This is a genomic window from Aeromonas sp. 2HA2 (genome assembly GCF_029237345.1).
GTDB classification, from domain to species: Bacteria; Pseudomonadota; Gammaproteobacteria; order Enterobacterales; family Aeromonadaceae; genus Aeromonas; species Aeromonas salmonicida.
This window is the reverse complement of sequence record NZ_JAACGB010000005.1, coordinates 182789-200361: the sequence shown is the minus strand read 5'-3', so window position 1 is coordinate 200361 and position 17573 is coordinate 182789. Positions and strand designations below refer to the sequence as shown.

Below are 17573 nucleotides of genomic sequence, written 5' to 3'. Positions count from 1 at the left end.
AGCTGGCATCGGGATCTCCCCGAGCCTTTATCGAGGGCCTGCATGACATGAGATCCTGGGTGGCCTCACTGCTTTGCCTGCTTGCCCCTGTACTCTGGGCAGCCAGTTCCCCCGAGGTTTATCACACGGCGGCGCAACCGGAATCGGCTCCCAAGTACATTGGAAACCCGGATGGCCGGATCGGCGGCATTTGCGTCGACCTGTTTCGCCTCATGGAGCAGCGAGAACCCGCCCTGCGCATCCAGGGCGATCAAGCCTTCCTGCCGCTAAGGCGGTTGGAGAAGAGCGTGCGGCATGGCCAGCTCGATTTTATCTGTGGTGTCGGCGACAACCCGGCGCGTCGGCATCAGTTCATCTATCTGCAACCACCTGTGTTTACCGTGCGCTACCACCTGGCGGTGCGCAGCGACGACACTGTCGAGGTCAAAGGCTGGGATGATGTCAGGGCACTCGGCAAGGAGGGCACCATCCTTATCAATCATGGCAGCGGCGCCATAGCGCGGCTGCAAACCATAGGCGGTCTCATCATAGATAGCGGCGGGATCAGTAGTTCAGCCAATTACCACAAGCTGCTGATGAAACGGGGACGTTTCGTCTATTACCGCTCACCGGGTTTTGAATTCGATATCCGCCAGCACAACCTCGCCAGCCAGATCCGCATACTCCCGACCGTCATGGAGGAAACGCCCTTTTATATCCTGTTTTACCAGCAGACGTCGCCCGAGCGGCTTGGCCTGTTTGCCAACACGCTGCAGCAAGTCGCCAACAGCGGAGAGCTGGCCAGCCTGGTCGAGCATTACCGCTAGCGTATCTTTCCCCGCGTCATCTGAATGCTCGGCGCCATCACCAACTTTTGTTATGATCCACAACAACTTATTCGGCCGTGCGGCCATCAAGACGAGGTGAGTGATGAAAGTAGGTATTATCGGCGCCATGGAACAGGAAGTGGCCCTGCTGCGCAGCCAGATGAACGAGCCAACCACACTGCAACTGGGCGGCTGCGAATTCTATCAAGGCAAGCTGGCAGGCAAAGAGGTGATCCTGACTCGCTCCGGCATCGGTAAGGTCGCCGCCAGTGTCGCCACCAGCCTGCTGCTGGAAAAATTTGCCCCGGATTGTGTCATCAACACAGGCTCCGCTGGCGGCTTCGCCCAGGATCTGCACATCGGTGATGTGGTCATCGCCGATGAGATGCGCTTTCACGATGTGGACGTGACCGCCTTTGGTTATGAGATGGGCCAGATGGCACAGCAACCCGCCGCCTTCCCCTGCGATGGGAAACTGATCGCGGTGGCGCAGGATTGCATCGCCGAGCAAGGCAAGCATCAGACCAAAGTTGGTCTCATCTGCACCGGTGATCAGTTCATGTGCAAACCAGACGCCATCGCCAAGGCCCGTGCCGATTTCCCGCAGATGCTGGCAGTCGAGATGGAAGGGGCCGCCATCGGCCAGGTGTGCCACATGTTCAAGGTGCCCTATCTGGTGGTGCGCGCCATGTCGGACATCGCCGGCAAGGAACAGGTTGAATCCTTCGATGCCTTCATCGAAGTGGCGGGCCAGCATTCCGCCGAGATGATCATCAAGATGCTCGGCAAGCTGTGATCGACCTCGCCACACTGGAACAAATGGCCGCCACTCCGGCGGCCATTTTGCTCGGGGCCGTGCTGCTGGAAGCCATACTGCCCTGGCCTGCCCAGTTCAGACTCTCTGCCCTGGTACCCCTGCTGACCCGCCTGGGCCACAAGGTTCACCGCCCCGATGGCTCCCCTCAGCAACAATTTCGGGCCGGTCTGCTGGCCCTGCTGGTCGTCTGGCTGCCATGCGCCGCCGGACTCTGGGCTGTGCGCAACCTCTCCCTCTCCGAGCCGCTGTTTGACCTGTTGTTTCTGTTGCTGATGATAGAGTCCCGTCCATTGCGTGAGCTGGCCAAGGCCACCCGTTCCCTGGCAAGCCAGGAGACGCTGGTCGTTGCCCGCCTGCAGGCAGCGCCCTGGCTCAGGCGCGATACCGGCAAGCTCTCCGTGATGGGGATTGCCAAGGCCGTCAGCGAGACCTGTGCACTGCGCCTGGCAGGACAATGGGCGGGTCCCTTGCTCGGGTTTGCACTGGCAGGCGTTCAGGGCGCCTTGCTGTGGAGACTCGCCCAGTTGATGGATCAGGGCTGGAGCCCCAAGCAAGCGACATTCAGCCATTTCGGCCGCACCGCCGCCGTGCTTTATCAGGCCCTATGCACCCCTGCCATTCTGCTGCTGGCACTGCCCCTGTGCCTGACCCAAGTGCGCCAGCTGGGCGCCAGGATGCGCACTGCCATTCAGTGGCCCTACCCCGCCATGGGCATTTTGCTCACCCAGCTATCCAGCTCGCTTGGCATCCGGCTGGGTGGCCCCCGCTATTATCAGGACACCCTGTTTCGCTTCCCGGTATTTGATGCACCAAGCGACCCGGCCGCCGCCACTGCGCTACGCGTACTCAACCGGTTGCAACTGATTGGCTGGGGTTGGCTCGCACTGGCCGCATTGCTCACAGTGCTGGAGCAACTCCATGGCTAACTATTTCGCCCTGCTTTGCCTGCTCTGCTGTTCGCTAACGCTGCAGGCTGCAACACCGATGCGCATCGTCAGTCTGACCCCCCATCTGACCGAGCTGTTGTTCCTCGTCGGGGCAGGCGATCGCATCGTCGCCACCGATGATGCATCGGATTTTCCGCCAGAAGTGAACGATCGCCCGCACGTGGCCAACTACCGCAGCATCAACCTTGAAGCTCTGCTGGCCCAGAAACCGGATCTGGTGGTGGCCTGGCGCTCTGCCCAATCCCGCATGCTTGCACCTGTCGAACAGCTGGGGATCCCTGTGTTCTACTCTGAGCCCACGGATTTTGCTTCCCTGGCCACCGAAATTCGGGCGCTGGGAGCACTGCTGGACCTGGAGCAGACAGCGAACACTCAGGCCGATGCCTACCTCGCCAGATTGGCGGCGCTCAAGCAACGTTATGGTCAGCCCAACCATATTAAGGTGTTTTATCAGCTCTGGTATCCGCCCCTGACCAGCGTCAGCGGCTCGGCGTGGCCAGCCCAGGCCATCGAACTGTGCGGTGCGGAGAACCTGATGGCTGGCGCCAGAACCCCTTACCCTCAGGTCAATTTGGAGCAGGTGATCAAGTCTGACCCTGCGCTCATTCTGGCTGGCAGCCAGGATCCTGACGCTTTACGTCACTGGCAACAATGGCCCATGGTCGATGCGGTCAAACATCAACGATTGCAACTCATCAACTCGGATGAACTGCACCGCTTCACCCCGAGGGCGCTCAATGCCGTGGAGCAGGTATGCAATGCCATCGCTCGCGTGCAAGCAAAATAGCCACTGACACTGGCAATTACATAACGGTATTGAAAACAGAGACGCCGGCATCTGCCGGCGTCTTGTTGTGTCTGAAAACTATCTCTTCACTGAAAGGCATTACCTGCTGGTCAGGTATGTTTGAACACATTGAGCCCAGCAAAGTAGGTGGAGTCCTGCCGCTGGAATGCATCTGCATACATGACCTTGCTCTCCTCAAAGAAGCGCCCGAGTATTGATTCAGCTTCTTTCAGCTTTATTTCAAACTCGTCAGAGTCTGCATTTACCAAGGCCATCATCAGGCTGATGATATTGGCATAGAAATAGTTTATCGAGCCTATCATCACACGATAGAGATGGCATTCACGGCTCATGAGCAAGTAGAGAAGATAGTCATGGTGTCGTTGCATAAGTGCCAACACGGCATTGTGCTCACGCGGCACCTGTTGCCAATCCGCTTGAAATTTATCTATCAGCTCATCGAAAAGCGACACATTGAGCGCGGCATTGAAGTCAATGCTGGTCATGTCGAAAGGCTGGAAGCAGCGATCCATCACCTCATCCACCAATCGTACTTTATCCAGTTCGGGCCAAGATGGCTGCAAGGATTCGACACCTTGAGGTATGGCGCCCTCGATATAGGCCCCATCACTGCTGTTGATGCAGCGCAAATCAGGATAATTATTCAGCACACGCTCCATATTATGGATGGCGAGCCCAAACAAATGATTGATGCGCACCTCCCCACCAAAATTGCCCGGTGCCGGGAAGGTATCTTTCAGATTCTCGTTATATTTGGCTTCTTTCTTGTCGTTGTAATACAAGCTCAAACTGGAGTGGTGTTTGCCTGCCGACTTGTAGCCATTATCGATGCCGAATAGATACACCTGTTTGAAGCCCAGCAAAGCGGCATAGTTGAGTCCGGTATTCCCCACAAACGGGTTGGAAAACTCAATGGTGTCATATTCAAATGCCTGACCAAAGGCACTGATCAGCATGGAAAACATGGGTTCATTGGGTTTGAACGTCAATCCCGTCTTGCGGAAGAATCCTTTGCACTCGGGGTGAATAACATCAACGCTCAGGAAGACGGTATCCTTGATAAAGTCATCGGCATCAAGAATGCGCAGGAAATCTGCCGAACTCTTGGTACGCTCTACGGCCACATAGATATCTGGCTTGACACCCGCCTTGTGAAGCGCACTGACAGCTGTACCACAGGCGATGATGACAGCCTGTTGCTGATGCTGCTTTATAAAGTCAATGCTCTGATCCAGAGAAGGACCATTACCCACAACAAACACTGGCACCTGGCTGAATGCCGATGTATCACGCTGCCGCTTCAGGAACGGAGTTCCCTCTTGCAAATGATTGTGGCTGTGAGCCAGCGCGTAGATATTGTCGTCAAAGAAGCCCCAGCCCGTTTTGAGCAGGTAAAACTCGCTCTCTACCTGATTTATCAGCGCGTGCAGCTTGGGAGAATGATAATGGCAAAAAGAGAAGTAGCTAGCCGACCAGAATGCCCCCTTGCGATGAAGGGCTTCCATCATATCCGCTGCAAGCAGTTGTTCGTCAACACCGATGAACAGATGCAAGCTAAGTGACTCACGCTCCATATATTCGAACAATTCATGCCAATCGAAACAATAGAGTGAGGCATAGAACATATCGAGATCGGGCTCGAAGGCAAACAGGTTCCTGATCTTGCACTGCTCATAGAGATAACCCAGCTGGTATCCCAAGCCGATCCCGTACATCAGTGACAACGGAATATCTGAGTGCAGGGCACTGTTCAACCGCAAGCCTTCCAAGGCTGATTTTTCTTTTAATTTGGATATTTCATTATTAAATTTTATGTGGATCTGGCCATCGATATGCCACTGAGGAATAAAATCGATGCACTGCAACACACTCTGCTCGATCACTTCTGCTATCTGTGCCTGTACCTCGGCAAATGGATCCTCACCATAAAGAGACACCCCATCATCAAGCCACAAGATATTGGGAATACCATTGTCATTGCAGAAAAAACGAAATGGCCGGACGGGCTGATAATCTTTGAAATAATCATGAATGCCGGGCATGTGTTTTGCGAAAGCAGCCATATTGAGCTGATGACGAACAGGAAGCACGTCCAGCATGGCGGCTTCCTGTTTTTTTTGCCGCTCTAGGCGAGAGAGTTCATTTTCTACATCGGCAATGTTTTTATTAAAATCCATGATATGCCTAACCTGCATTCAGCTTGTAAAGATCAGAGGCGCGACCCGCTTTGGAAAACTGCAGCAACTCCTCCTCTGCAAGATGTTTCTCTTTTCCCACCCACTCATGGATGGCTTGAAACTGCTGCAATGCCTGACGCTGCTCAGCATCAAGCACAGCACCCGATGGAATGTGTTGAAACGCACCATCAAGCGCACCGAGATAAGGCTCTACCAGCTTGTCAGCCTCCTGCAGCTGGCGCTGCTCGAGCAGCGCCAACAGCTGGTTGCCAGTTTCCATCAATACAATCAGAGGGGGGCGGTTCATTCCGCCCTGCCTACTTTTTGCTGTGCCAGCGCCTTGTCGCGCTCTTCGACGGGAATCGCATCCCACCCGCTTTTTACGGTCAGCATCAGGTTAATCACCTCGTCAACCGCACTGATATCCATATCCCGGCTGGCATCCATCATCCGGGCCTTCATGTAATCATAAAGCGCGAACAAGTCCTCGGGTACTTTGCCATAAGAGAGATCCAGCGAGTCCTGCAGGCCGTTGATGATGGCCATCGTTTTGGAAATGGACTGGGACTTGTGCTCAAAGTCGCGACGCTCAATCGCGCCACGCGCCTGGGCAAGACGCTCGAGACATCCCTGCATCAGTAGCTGAATGACGCGATAAGGGTCGGCCACTGCCAGCTCGGATTGCAGACTCTGGGTGGTATAGGCTTTGATATTTTTCCGATACATAGAAACACCGATCCTGACTATGAATTACTGTTCTTGGTGTTGAGCAGGTTCAAATATGAGGCTGACTTGTTCATCTTGGCCAGCATGCTGTCCAGGCTCCCGTAACGGGCACGCAGTGTCTCTTCATACTTGGTCAGCTGGGCCGAAACATCCGATTGCTTGCGATTGACATCACGCAGATCCGAATTCAGGCTATCTTCCCGCTTGGCAAGCAAGCCACCGGTTTTGGAGTAACTTTCCAGTTGCCCGGCCATCTTGCCGGCCACGCCATCCTTGCCACCAAACAGGGCCACAACCTGGTCGAAGTTCTTGTCAACCGCCTCATCGAATTTCTCACTATCAAGGGAGAGCACCCCCTTGTTGTCCATCTTGACACCCAGCTGAAAGATGGTCGAAAACGTGGAAGAGTTCTTGGAAGGCTCTGTGATGGCCCCGGTCATCATATTTGTCACGGCGCGGGTAGTGGCATCGCCAGCCAAGGCACCCCCATCATTTTGACTGACCCCGGCCACAATCGAACTGCGCTTGCCAAGATCACCGCTCTTCTTCACCAGGGCGTTGTAGCCATCGATGAAGCTCTTGACCATGTCCTTGATGCCAGCCTTGTCGGTGCTCACATCCACCTTGTTGGATTTGAGCGAATTGTCCGCATTTTTGTCGGACTCTCTCAACACTGTGACCTTGAGTCCGAGAATCGTACCATCAAAGGTATTGGTTGCACTGGTCAGTGTGCTTCCGTCCACCGTGATCTCGGCATCCTGAGCAGTTTGGCTTTGTGTCAACTTGGAGACAAAGTTGTCGGTCAACTCTGTGGTGTTGCCAGTAATCTGCAAGTCCTTGCCAGTACCACTGACACCGGAGTCGATAACAAGTTTGGACTTGCCATTGGCCGTGTTCATGATGTTGACGCTGAGGCCAAAGTTATCGCCATCATTATTGATACGCTTGCGAATGGATTGCAGCGTATCCCCCGCCTTGACATCCACATCAAAGGTTTTGTCACCCGCCTTGAAGGTCAGTTTCCCATCCTGGGTGATCATAGGGTCGGTGGATTTGTCAAATTCACCTTCAAACTTGCTGGTCTTCGCCAATTTGTTGACTGTGATGTCGTACTGCCCGTTGGAGGCCCCCGTTTTACTCTCCACCTTGAGTACGGGATTGTCCTTGTCCTGAGTAATGTTGATGGCACGTTTGTTGAATGCATCGTCCTTGGACATCGCCTTGAGCGTGGTCACAAAGGAAGCGATGGCTGATTTCAGTTGCCCAACACCTGAGAGAGTGATTTGAGCATTGGTCTTCTTGGTGGTAATTGGCTGCAGCAGTTGTGCCTTTTTGGCATCCACACTGGCAGCAATCACAGACTCAAGATCGAGTCCCGAGCCGGCACCGGCAGAAGTTACTGTGGTCATACTCACTCTCCTCGTTATGCTTGCGTATTAGATCTCGTTATCGAGCAGCAGCCCGACACGGGAACCTCCGCCGGTCGCATCGCCTTCGCGCAGATCCTTGATCCGTTTGCTGATGGCCAGCAACTCTTCGCTCGGGATCTGACGGATCATCGACTTGGTGTGGGCATCCATCACCTTGATGACAACCTGCTCGAGATCCTTTTCGACACTGAAATTGACAGTCCATCCTTGCAACTTACTGAACTCTTGCAAGTTTTGGACCTCCTTTTCAATATCAACCTCAGAAATATCCTGTTTTCTGACTTTCTCTTGCGCCTTCTCCTCTTGCTGCTTCTTCACATCCTGTGCCATCACCCGCTGCTCTTCCGTCGTGCCAGATAGCACTTGAGCGGCCGATTGGCCGCTCTTGCTACTTGACTGAAGAGAAGAAGGAGTGACCGATGAGGGTATTCCAATGTCATTGGCCATATCGTCGCTCCTCTTTCTATCTCATCACTGCCTGTTAACCCAGCAGGGACAGGGCAGACTGCGGTCTTTGGTTGGCTTGCGCCAGGATGCTGGAGGCCGCCTGTTGCAGAATGTTCTGCTTGGTCAGGTTGGCTGTTTCAGTCGCAAAGTCCGCATCGCGAATACGAGAACGTGCTGCACTCAGGTTCTCTGAGACGTTGGACTGGTTGCGAATGGTCGAGTCAAACCGGTTTTGCACCGCACCCAGCTCTGCCCGTTTGCTATCAACGGCCTTGATCATGAAATCAAGGTTGGCCATGGCCAGTTGGGCGGCACTGGCAGTGGTGATGCTGCTCACACTGGTGGAGGTCACTGCCGTGGTGCCCTTGGTCACAGTGTAGGGCTCGCCGGTAGCACTCGTGGCAACGGTAGCACTCCCCTTGGTCGATGACGCAATACCGCTGATGGTGAACGCGGATGTCATCTTGAAGGTGATGGTCTGACCGGCATCGGCACCCACCTGGAAGGACCCTTTGTAAGAGCCATCCAGCAGCTTCTGGCCACCAAAGGTGGTATCGCTGGAGATGCGGTCAATTTCGGTGGTCAGCTGATCGAACTCTTGCTGCAGTGCAGTACGGTCGTCAGTGTTGTTGGAACCGTTGGCGGATTGCTGGGCCAGGGTACGCATACGCTGCAACATGGAAGTGACTTCATCCATGGCGCCTTCAGCGGTTTGTGCAACCGAGATACCATCGTTGGCGTTGCGGTTACCCTGATCCAGACCATTGACTTGTGAGGTCAAACGGTTGGAGATCTGCAGACCGGCGGCATCGTCCTTGGCAGTGTTGATACGCAGACCGGAGGCCAGTCTGGTATAGGACGTATCCAGGGACTTGTTGGTGTTCATCAGGTTACGCTGGGCGTTCAGTGATGAAGTATTCGTGTTGATGTACATGGCCATAAAAATATTCTCCCGAAGAACATGCGACTGCGGGTTGCGCCGACAAAGCGACGTCCCACCGTTAGAAGAACAGGTTGAACAATCCTGTGTCTTCTGGCGGGTGTCTGTTTGAACGAACAGGCCACCCGCAGTAGTGCAAGCGTTGGATTCCGAACACCCCTCGATTGCTTCACTTTATTTAACGGCCGCAGGGACACAAGCTTTAGGAAAATAATTGCCGAAGGCGGCAAGTTTTATCCGGCAGGCGGCAAAGGGGAAGAGGACAGGAGAGTAGCCAGGGGGTCTAGAGTTGGCCGAGGAGCCGGATAGAGGCGTTGATTGCTTTTGGCACGGTTTGTGCTTTGATATGGGCGAGTGGCGTCAATTTGACGGCACAATAAAAAGAGGCCGGAAAACCGGCCTAAAATGAGCATACGCTCAGGAGAATATGACCAAGGATGACAGAACTGAACAGCTGTACAACACTTGGCATTACTAATATAGAGAATTGATTCTCTCCCGATAGAACAGAGTGCAAACCGAACACCCCTTTGTTCCATCTCTTGACCAGGGCGGCCTGAACAACCGCCCTGTTTTCTTTTGTTAGCCCTGCAGCAGCGAGAGTGCAGACTGGGGACGCTGGTTTGCCTGCGACAGTATGGTGGATGCCGCCTGTTGCAAAATATTTTGCTTGGTCAGGTTGGCCGTTTCGGTCGCAAAGTCTGCATCACGAATACGTGAGCGAGCTGCACTGACGTTCTCCGAGATGTTCGCCTGGTTGCGGATGGTCGAGTCAAACCGGTTCTGTACCGCACCCAATTCCGCACGCTTGCTGTCCACCACCTTGATCATGTAGTCCAGATTAGCCATGGCTGACTGGGCTGAACTGGCCGCCTGGATGGACGACATGCTAGTGGAGCTGACTGGCGTACCTGCTGTCTTGGTGATGAGGTAAGGCTCACCCGATGTGGTGGTGGTTACCGCCGCACTGCCACTGGTGGCTGATGCCATGCCCGAGATGGTGAAGGCAGTGGTCATCCGGAAGGTGATGGTCTGACCTGCATCAGCGCCAACCTGGAAGGAGCCTACATAGCCACCACTGAGCAAGTTCTGTCCACCAAAGGTGGTGTCTTTGGCCACCCGGTCGATTTCAGTCATCAGTTGAGTGTACTCTTGCTGCAAAGCGGTACGGTCATCGGTGTTGTTGGAACCGTTGGCAGATTGCTGAGCAAGGGTGCGCATCCGTTGCAGCATGGAGGTCACTTCATCCATGGCACCTTCTGCGGTCTGGGCAACGGAAATGCCATCGTTGGCGTTACGGTTACCCTGGTCCAGTCCATTGATCTGGGAGGTCAAACGGTTGGATATTTGCAGACCTGCCGCATCGTCTTTTGCGCTGTTGATGCGCAGACCAGATGCCAGACGGGTGTAAGAAGTATCCAGAGATTTGTTGGTGTTCATCAGGTTACGCTGGGCGTTAAGCGATGAAACGTTCGTATTGATATAAAGTGCCATAACCATTCTCCTAAGCTATTAAATTTACTATCTAATTTGCTCGGACTTTATTGTCTTTCCTGTCCGATGCGTCTTATTTAACGGCCTCTTTTTCGATGTCTTTAGCATTATTTTTAACGCTTCATCGCATTAACGCCGCTTACCCTATTTATCGGCACATTCCCGTTTTACTTAAGAGAAAAAATCCAAAAAGTTCCCCTTATCAGAAGGATGCCGCACAAGCCAAAGGCCATGGCAAAGCAAGTGCCCTGACCTGCAAGGTGTCAGCGCTCTTCCGCGCTCCCGCATCCCGCTTGCAAAAACTGGGTCTGGCTCTCATTTTTGCAGGTCATCATTGGTCAGAAGCCTGTCCACCCCCTAGAATCGCGACCCCATCAACAATTGGACGTGAGTTGTTCTCCATGCAGACATTGGTTGAGCAGATTGTTTACATCAGCGACATGTTTGGTACTGCGGTATTCGCGTTTTCGGGCGTCCTGGTAGCAGGGCGGCTCAGGATGGATGCCTTCGGCGTCATGGTACTGGCGGCAGTAACCGCCATTGGCGGTGGCACCATCCGCGACATGATATTGGGTGCCACCCCCGTATTCTGGGTGCGTGACCCTCTCTATATCTGGGTGGTAATTGCCACGGCGCTGGTGGGGATGTGGATGGTCAAGCTACCCAAGCGTATGCCCTGGTATGTGTTGCCGGTAGCGGATGCCTTCGGGCTGGCTCTCTTTACCGTGATCGGTGCCCAGAAGGCACTCAACTTCGGTACCCCAGGTCTGATTGCGGTGATCATGGGGACCATGACGGGTGTGGCTGGCGGCATGATCCGCGATGTGCTGGCACGGGAGGTGCCCATGGTGCTGCAAAAGGAGATCTATGCCACTGCCTGCATTCTGGGGGGCATCCTCTATACCCTGGCACTGGAGGTCAACGTGGACAGGGTGACCGCCATGCTGATCAGCATGCTGGGGGTATTTGGTCTGCGGGTCGCTGCCATTTACTGGCACCTGTCACTGCCCACCTTTTCGCTGCAACGCCATTGATGTTCGGGCTGGGGGCATGTCGCACTCCCGGCCTCGTTACGTTGAACCAAGCGGGCTTTTCTGTTGTCATAGGATCCAGTCGTTGTAAGCCGGAATCCCTCATGCAAAAACTTGGGCTCATTACTTCCCTGCTACTGATGAATGTGGCAACGGCGCACGCCGATACACAGGTACTGTTTGGACGACTGGCTTCTACTCCGGTGCAGCAGTTCAACCAGCAGATCCGTCAGGCAAGCACGACCCGGCAAACCTGGGTCAATGATTATCGTGAAGTGGCACTGCGTTTTGTCGGCCATAGCGACATACCCAGTCGCATCCAGGCACAACAACTGGATAATGATCTGGTGCTGTCGGTTGCCCTCGATGGCAACAAGAGTGACATGCTTTACATCCTGACCCTGTTTCGCAGCAATAACCTGTGGCAGATGAAGCAGGCCGAGATGGGCTGGCGTTGCCAGGGCGAGTCAACCTTTACCCCTGTCCCCTGCCCCTGATCCCCACGTTGTCTTGACACACCATCTGAGCGTGATGCGCAGTGAAATAAAAAATCCGGCTCATTGGCCGGATTTCTTATTCGAAACGTCACCCTCTGATTACGGGCGGTACACCTTGACGTTGTCAAAACCCTTCTCTTTCAGGTAGAGCGCCTGCAGCTTGCTCATCACGCCGCGATCGCAGTAGAGCAGATAAGTCTGCTCTTTGGGCAGATCACCAAAGGCGGTGGCCAGCTTGAAGAAGGGGATATGCAGCACGTCACGGCCTTCCACCACCAAGGGTTTCTCGTCGCGCTCGTCGGCAGAACGAATGTCCAGGATCACCTCGTCAGCGGCCAGCACTTCTGTGGTCTCTATCTCTTGAACCTCGGCGGCGGTCTCTTCACCGATGCGGCGAATGTCGAGGTAACGGGCCTCTGTCACCACCTTGTCCAGGATGGCGAAGTCGAAGTTGGCCTCTTCCGCCTCGATGTTGGACAGCACAGCCTTGATGGTCGGCTTCTTGGAGATGACGCCGCAATACTCAGGCATTGTCTCGGCAAACTCCAGGGTGCCGATACGACGGGCTTCGCTGATGATGTCCGGCTTGTCCCAGGTGATGAGCGGGCGCAGGATCACCTTGTCGGTCACCCGATCGATGACGTTGAGGTTAGTGAGGGTCTGGCTGGAGACCTGACCCACGCACTCCCCTGTCACCAGGGCCGGGATCTGGAAGTAGTCAGCCACCTGGCCTGCGGCACGCATCATCATGCGCTTGAGCACTACCCCCATCTGGCCGTTATCCACCTTCTCCAGGATCTCGGCGACCACGGGTTCAAAATCGATGGCGGTGAAACGTACCTTATGGGAAGCACCAAACTTGCTCCACAGGTAGTAGGCCACCTGCTTGACCCCGATCTCGTGGGCGGCACCACCGAGATTGAAGAAGCAATAGTGCACCCGGCAACCGCGCTTGATGAACTGGTAGGAGGCCACGCCCGAGTCAAAGCCGCCGGAGAGCAGGCTCAGCACGTCTTCCTGAGTCGCCATGGGGAAACCACCCATGCCATGGTGAACGGCGCTGATGATGTAAAGCTCGTCGTTTTCCACTTCCAGGTTGACCTGGATGTCAGGCTTTTTCAGACGTACACCGGCCGTTTCGCAATGCTGGTTGAGGCCACCACCCACATAGCGTTCCAGCTCCAGCGAGCTGAAATCGTGCTTGCCGACACGGCGAGCACGCACGCAGAAGGTCTTGCCTTTCAGCCGATCGCCCCAGACGGCGCGGGTCTGCTCGAAGATGTCATGCAGGTCGGTGAAGTTGCTCAGTTTCACTTCGAGGAAGTACTGGATGCCCGGGATGCAGGCCAGGGTCTCCAGATACTGGGCGTGAAACTGATCATTGCGGGAGCTCACTACCAGCTTGTCCCAATCCATCCGTACGCGGGCATCTTCGTCGAAGCGGCGCAACACGTTGCGAATGTTGCCCTGCAACATCTTGGTGAAGCGCTGGCGCACTGACTTGCTCTTGATGGTGATTTCCGGGAACAGCTTGATAATGAACTTCATGGTTTCAACTCGGGTGGCCTTGATTTAAGGGCGCGGATTATATCAGAACTTTGTTGCCAGCGCCTACAGGCTGAGCGTTCACCCATATTCTCCCACTCAATGTTTGCGGCCCGGCGGCAATCTTGCGTATATTCCCGAACCTGCGCCCTGGCAAGATGCTTCAACACAGAAGATCCGATGAAGACTTATATCTACTACCCCGGCATGGAGGTACGTGACGAGCTCTGGCTCAAGTTTGCCCTGCTCTATCTGGAGCGGCTCGCCTTCGTCTTCACCATCAGTGAGAAAAGCGGCCTCACCACTTTGCTAAGTGCGCTGGAGCAGCGAACCGACCTGCTGGCAGAGCGGCCCGAGCCAGCTTTCTTTGCAGATATCACCCCTCAGCTGGAGAGTCAGCTCGGCGGTCTTGTTGCGCCCGACTTTGCCCGCCACAAAGTATTTGGCAACAGGGAACTCATCACTCGCTGGCGTCAAAGCGCCAATCACGACTGCTTCTGCCCGACCCAGGCCGGTCTTGAGCGGCTGCACGGCTTTTGCCTCGCCCACGGCTTTGCCAGCCAGGATGAGGGGGGGATCAAGATGGCGCGGCGCTTTGCCAATCTGCTCTCCATGCGCCTCGCCCGTGAGTGGGCACTCGCCAATGAGGGGGCGCTCATCACGGATCACGACTATCTGGACAGGCTGCTGCACCTGCTCGAATCCCGCTACCACAATCGGGGCGGCCAGGATTGCTTCCACCTCGAGATACCATTGCAAGTGCCCACTCACCTGAGCGAAATCTCCTTCGATGAATTGATTGCACTGCGCGCCCGCAGCGGCTTTCGCCAGCAACTGGCCGAGTTCCATCAGGCCCTCGATGCCATGCTCACCATGCTGGGCAGCGGCTATGCCGAGCCAGCAGCCCTGACCCGTTTCGAGTTGGCGCAGCAAGGGCTCAATCAGCTGCTGGGGCCCGCGACCCACAGCCTGCCGCTCACCACCCTGATCAGCTGTTCATTGCCAGCCATGGCGATGATCCATCAGCTCAAGGCAAGCCACCCGGCTAGCAACCTCATCTTCCATCCCATCAAGAAGAGCCATTTTCACCAGCGCAAAAGTCAGCATTTTTTTACTCGCCTCGGTCATCTGCGCCAGCCTGGCTGACAAGCCCCGCAATCAATGAAGGCCGGGGTGGTACTTACCAACCCAGCCTCCTCCATCACAACCGACATATTCCCCGTCACCACTACCATCATTGGTCAGCAGTGCGCATCTGCGTCATCGGGTGACAAATAAAAGGATTATCACGACAGCCTCTAAAACTCTCCGAGCCCGGTTCAAAAGGCGAATAGAAACGAGTGCGCTCCGGGGTAACAGAGGTCTCACCATGATTTGTCGTGGCACAGCCCGAGAGCATCAACACCAGCAGGGGAAAAAATGAACGTAGCAATGGGAACTCCTGATTGGATTTGAAAGAGCCCAACACTATGCGTTGGCAGGTTTCACTTCTCAAACATGAATATGTTTCAAATGGTAATAACCCTGCGCCATAGAGGTGGCGATATGGCTCAACGGGCAAGCAAACTGGCATCATGATCGGGATGGACCACACGAAACTCCACCCTGTCGCTGTTGCCCGCCTCATCGACCACCACCAGCTGGTAGCGGCCTGCCTTGCTCAATACCTGATCCCCATCCCAGCGCAGGCGCTGGCCATTGAGAAACCAGAATGGCTTGCCCACACCACCCAGCACCCTGGGTTGCAGGCGATAGCGCTGGCTACGGATAAGGTTGCCCTCCCCCAGGGCGACGATGCGAATCGGCGCCTGCAGATCCGCCCCCTGTCCCGCTCCCTCACAACCGCTGGCGAGCAGCGCCTTGCGCCGCTCGCCTGGCGCGCGCCAGGGCTCCAGCGACAAGGGCCACAGCGCCCGCCAGACAGATTGGCTGGCGTCGTCACAACGGGTCAGGGTCGGCTTGCCCTGACTGGTCAGTGCAACCTGGCGCAGGGGGGAAGGCCAATCCATGGGGTCTGGCAAGGTAGGGGGATCCTGCTCATCCAGCAGCCAGGCGCTCTGATGCTGCAAGCAGGCCTCAGGCAGGGTGGCACTCACCCGCCGCCCCAGTGGCCAACAGATCTCGGCCTCGCTCACCGTATTGGGTTGCGCTGGCAGGGGGCTGTTGTCCCCCAGTCGCGAATAGACGGAGAGCAGCAGCGGCACAGCCGCGCTCTGGCCATAAAAACCGGGCAAGGGGGTGCCATCGGGCCGCCCCAGCCAGACCCCCAGGGTCCAGCGGCCGGAGACTCCCAGCGCCCAGCTGTCCCGATAGCCATAGCTGGTGCCCGTCTTCCAGGCCAGCCGGTTGACCCGGCCGGTCGCCTCGCTGGCAAAGGGCTGATCAGCCCTCCCCTGCGAGCTTAAAATTTGCCAGGTGATCCAGGCGGCCCCGGGGCTCAGCAAGGGGCGCGATACCGACTGTTGTCCCGCCAGCCAGACCGGCATCGCCACCTGTCCCTGCCGGGTGAGGGAGCTATAGAGCGCCACAAGCTGTTCAAGCCTGACGCCGGCAGCCCCCAGCGCAATGGCCGGATTGGGCTTGTCGGAGAGGGCCAGCCTGACCCCGGCGTTATCCAGTCGATTGACCAGAGTATCGGGCCCCAGGGCTTCCAGCACCTGCACGGCGGGAACGTTGAGGGATTGCTGCAACGCCCGGGTCAGGGTGACAGGCCCCTGAAAGGCGCCGGTAAAATTGGCGGGGCGATAGTCCGACCCCAGTCTGGGGGCATCGGAGAGCAGGGAGGCCGAATGAACCAGGCCAGCATCGAGGGCCAGACCATAGATAAACGGCTTGAGGGTGGAGCCGGGTGAGCGGATCGCCTGCACCATGTCGAGGTAGCCATGACGGCGCAGATTGCCATACTCGGCGCTGCCCACGTAGGCGCGCACCGCCATGGTCTGGTTATCCACCAGCAGCAGGGCGGCGGAGGTCTGTTCCGGGAAACGACGGATATAAGTCGCCACTCGCGCCTCCAGCCAGCGCTGCAGATCGCCGTCTATGGTGGTATGCACCAGGGCGCCCGGCTGGCTGTCTGCGGCGAGACGGGCAAACAGCGGCGCCTCCATGGGAGTGAAGTGACCGCGTGCCAGCACGGGTTCTATTCGCCCTTCACGCCACACGGCGTCTGGCCAGGCTCCCTGTTTGACCAGCCGCTGCATCACCTTGTCACGGGCGGCGCGGGCGCGATCCGGATGGCGATCGGGTCGGTAACGGCTGGGGGCCTGCGGCAGCACCGCCAGCAGGGCGGCCTCGGCATGAGTGAGCTTGGCCGCACTCTTGCCCAGATAGGCAAAGCTGGCCGCCTGTACCCCCTCCAGATTGCCACCAAAGGGGGCACGGTTGAGATAAACGGTGAGCAGGGTGCGCTTGTCGTAGTGCCACTCCAGTTGCAGCGCCCGCGCCATCTGGCGCAGCTTGCCGGGTACGCTCCTGTGATAGGGCTCGATCAAGCGGGCCACCTGCATGGTAAGGGTAGAGCCCCCCGATACCGCCCGCCCGTAACGCAGCCACTGCCAGACCCCGCGCACCATGGCCACAGGGTTGACCCCGGGATGGCGCCAGAAATGGCGGTCCTCGTAGCCGAGCAATGCCTCTATGTAACGGGGAGAGACCTGCGCCAGGGTCACCGGATAGCGCCACACCCCGCTGGTATCGGCAAAGGCGCGCAGGGGACGCCCCTTCATATCGAGCACCACCCGCGCATAGGCGGGATCCAGCGGTGGCGGCGGGAAGGCGCGATCCAACACCAGCAACACCAGGATGAGAGCCCCCATTCCCAACCCCGTCAGCCGCAGCCAGCGAGGTAAACCTGGCAAAGCAAGCCAACCCTGATGCAACCACTGGCGAGCGCGCGACCAAAAACCGGC

Annotated in this window: 16 protein-coding genes; 7 read left to right on the top strand and 9 right to left on the bottom strand. The window is 56.4% G+C overall.

Annotated elements, in window-relative coordinates:
* Window positions 1–47 precede the first annotated feature (47 nt).
* The 4 genes from GWQ29_RS09550 to GWQ29_RS09535 all read left to right on the top strand — a co-directional run bounded on the left by GWQ29_RS09550 (window position 48) and on the right by GWQ29_RS09535 (window position 3357).
* Window positions 48–806 (top strand): transporter substrate-binding domain-containing protein, encoded by a 759-nt coding sequence (locus GWQ29_RS09550; RefSeq protein ID WP_159166075.1) that lies wholly within the window; start codon window positions 48–50, stop codon window positions 804–806.
* A 103-nt stretch (window positions 807–909) separates the two neighbouring features.
* Window positions 910–1602, top strand: coding sequence for a 5'-methylthioadenosine/S-adenosylhomocysteine nucleosidase (gene mtnN / locus GWQ29_RS09545; protein WP_042467693.1), 693 nt, complete (start codon window positions 910–912; stop codon window positions 1600–1602).
* The gene (locus GWQ29_RS09540) at window positions 1599–2549 is read left to right on the top strand and encodes a cobalamin biosynthesis protein (protein ID WP_275919299.1); all 951 of its coding nucleotides are present in this window, start codon (window positions 1599–1601) and stop codon (window positions 2547–2549) included. Before mtnN ends, GWQ29_RS09540 begins: the two co-directional genes overlap by 4 nt.
* Complete coding sequence (locus GWQ29_RS09535) at window positions 2542–3357, top strand: cobalamin-binding protein (RefSeq protein WP_111589716.1); 816 nt, start codon at window positions 2542–2544, stop codon at window positions 3355–3357. Before GWQ29_RS09540 ends, GWQ29_RS09535 begins: the two co-directional genes overlap by 8 nt.
* Window positions 3358–3467: 110 nt before the next feature.
* Here the strand turns inward: GWQ29_RS09535 and GWQ29_RS09530 are convergent, their stop codons facing one another.
* From GWQ29_RS09530 to flaA, 7 genes are all read right to left on the bottom strand, one after another.
* Window positions 3468–5555 carry a 6-hydroxymethylpterin diphosphokinase MptE-like protein gene (locus tag GWQ29_RS09530; protein WP_275919298.1) on the bottom strand — a complete coding sequence of 696 codons (2088 nt, stop codon included), beginning with the start codon at window positions 5553–5555 and terminating at the stop codon, window positions 3468–3470.
* Between the two features lie 7 nt (window positions 5556–5562).
* On the bottom strand, window positions 5563–5862 hold the full coding sequence (locus GWQ29_RS09525) for a hypothetical protein (RefSeq protein WP_275919297.1): 300 nt from the start codon (window positions 5860–5862) through the stop codon (window positions 5563–5565).
* Window positions 5859–6281 (bottom strand): flagellar export chaperone FliS, encoded by a 423-nt coding sequence (fliS, locus tag GWQ29_RS09520; RefSeq protein ID WP_125607838.1) that lies wholly within the window; start codon window positions 6279–6281, stop codon window positions 5859–5861. Before fliS ends, GWQ29_RS09525 begins: the two co-directional genes overlap by 4 nt.
* Before the next feature lie 17 nt (window positions 6282–6298).
* Entirely contained in the window at window positions 6299–7690 is a 1392-nt protein-coding gene (gene fliD, locus GWQ29_RS09515) for a flagellar filament capping protein FliD (RefSeq protein WP_265461316.1), read from the bottom strand.
* Window positions 7691–7717: 27 nt separating this feature from the next.
* Window positions 7718–8158, bottom strand: a complete 441-nt coding sequence (locus tag GWQ29_RS09510; RefSeq protein ID WP_034523542.1) for a flagellar protein FlaG — start codon at window positions 8156–8158, stop codon at window positions 7718–7720.
* A 34-nt stretch (window positions 8159–8192) separates the two neighbouring features.
* Window positions 8193–9098: a flagellin B gene (gene flaB / locus GWQ29_RS09505; RefSeq protein WP_111589720.1), complete on the bottom strand. Its 906-nt coding sequence runs from the start codon at window positions 9096–9098 to the stop codon at window positions 8193–8195.
* 582 nt (window positions 9099–9680) lie between these two features.
* Window positions 9681–10592 carry a flagellin A gene (gene flaA / locus GWQ29_RS09500; RefSeq protein ID WP_275909372.1) on the bottom strand — a complete coding sequence of 304 codons (912 nt, stop codon included), beginning with the start codon at window positions 10590–10592 and terminating at the stop codon, window positions 9681–9683.
* A gap of 401 nt (window positions 10593–10993) precedes the next feature.
* Between flaA and GWQ29_RS09495 the strand changes: the two genes are divergently transcribed.
* Both GWQ29_RS09495 and GWQ29_RS09490 read left to right on the top strand, forming a co-directional pair.
* Window positions 10994–11626 carry a trimeric intracellular cation channel family protein gene (locus GWQ29_RS09495; protein ID WP_005310300.1) on the top strand — a complete coding sequence of 211 codons (633 nt, stop codon included), beginning with the start codon at window positions 10994–10996 and terminating at the stop codon, window positions 11624–11626.
* 101 nt (window positions 11627–11727) lie between these two features.
* Window positions 11728–12120, top strand: a complete 393-nt coding sequence (locus tag GWQ29_RS09490) for a hypothetical protein (protein WP_021138553.1) — start codon at window positions 11728–11730, stop codon at window positions 12118–12120.
* 99 nt (window positions 12121–12219) lie between these two features.
* Here the strand turns inward: GWQ29_RS09490 and thiI are convergent, their stop codons facing one another.
* Entirely contained in the window at window positions 12220–13668 is a 1449-nt protein-coding gene (gene thiI, locus GWQ29_RS09485; RefSeq protein ID WP_275919296.1) for a tRNA uracil 4-sulfurtransferase ThiI, read from the bottom strand.
* A gap of 177 nt (window positions 13669–13845) precedes the next feature.
* Between thiI and GWQ29_RS09480 the strand changes: the two genes are divergently transcribed.
* Window positions 13846–14811 (top strand): hypothetical protein, encoded by a 966-nt coding sequence (locus GWQ29_RS09480; protein ID WP_275919295.1) that lies wholly within the window; start codon window positions 13846–13848, stop codon window positions 14809–14811.
* 404 nt (window positions 14812–15215) lie between these two features.
* Here GWQ29_RS09480 and pbpC read toward each other — a convergent pair whose 3' ends face one another.
* Window positions 15216–17543 carry a penicillin-binding protein 1C gene (pbpC, locus tag GWQ29_RS09475; protein WP_345893297.1) on the bottom strand — a complete coding sequence of 776 codons (2328 nt, stop codon included), beginning with the start codon at window positions 17541–17543 and terminating at the stop codon, window positions 15216–15218.
* Window positions 17544–17573 lie beyond the last annotated feature (30 nt).

Excerpts from the sequence above, each read along its gene's own strand:
- fliS (WP_125607838.1), bottom strand. The coding sequence starts at position 6,281 with ATGTATCGGAAAAATATCAAAGCCTATACCACCCAGAGTCTGCAATCC.
- GWQ29_RS09535 (WP_111589716.1), top strand. The coding sequence starts at position 2,542 with ATGGCTAACTATTTCGCCCTGCTTTGCCTGCTCTGCTGTTCGCTAACG.
- GWQ29_RS09495 (WP_005310300.1), top strand. The coding sequence starts at position 10,994 with ATGCAGACATTGGTTGAGCAGATTGTTTACATCAGCGACATGTTTGGT.
- GWQ29_RS09480 (WP_275919295.1), top strand. The coding sequence starts at position 13,846 with ATGAAGACTTATATCTACTACCCCGGCATGGAGGTACGTGACGAGCTC.
- thiI (WP_275919296.1), bottom strand. The coding sequence starts at position 13,668 with ATGAAGTTCATTATCAAGCTGTTCCCGGAAATCACCATCAAGAGCAAG.
- GWQ29_RS09525 (WP_275919297.1), bottom strand. The coding sequence starts at position 5,862 with ATGAACCGCCCCCCTCTGATTGTATTGATGGAAACTGGCAACCAGCTG.
- GWQ29_RS09490 (WP_021138553.1), top strand. The coding sequence starts at position 11,728 with ATGCAAAAACTTGGGCTCATTACTTCCCTGCTACTGATGAATGTGGCA.
- flaA (WP_275909372.1), bottom strand. The coding sequence starts at position 10,592 with ATGGCACTTTATATCAATACGAACGTTTCATCGCTTAACGCCCAGCGT.
- mtnN (WP_042467693.1), top strand. The coding sequence starts at position 910 with ATGAAAGTAGGTATTATCGGCGCCATGGAACAGGAAGTGGCCCTGCTG.
- GWQ29_RS09530 (WP_275919298.1), bottom strand. The coding sequence starts at position 5,555 with ATGGATTTTAATAAAAACATTGCCGATGTAGAAAATGAACTCTCTCGC.
- GWQ29_RS09550 (WP_159166075.1), top strand. The coding sequence starts at position 48 with ATGAGATCCTGGGTGGCCTCACTGCTTTGCCTGCTTGCCCCTGTACTC.
- fliD (WP_265461316.1), bottom strand. The coding sequence starts at position 7,690 with ATGACCACAGTAACTTCTGCCGGTGCCGGCTCGGGACTCGATCTTGAG.
- GWQ29_RS09510 (WP_034523542.1), bottom strand. The coding sequence starts at position 8,158 with ATGGCCAATGACATTGGAATACCCTCATCGGTCACTCCTTCTTCTCTT.
- flaB (WP_111589720.1), bottom strand. The coding sequence starts at position 9,098 with ATGGCCATGTACATCAACACGAATACTTCATCACTGAACGCCCAGCGT.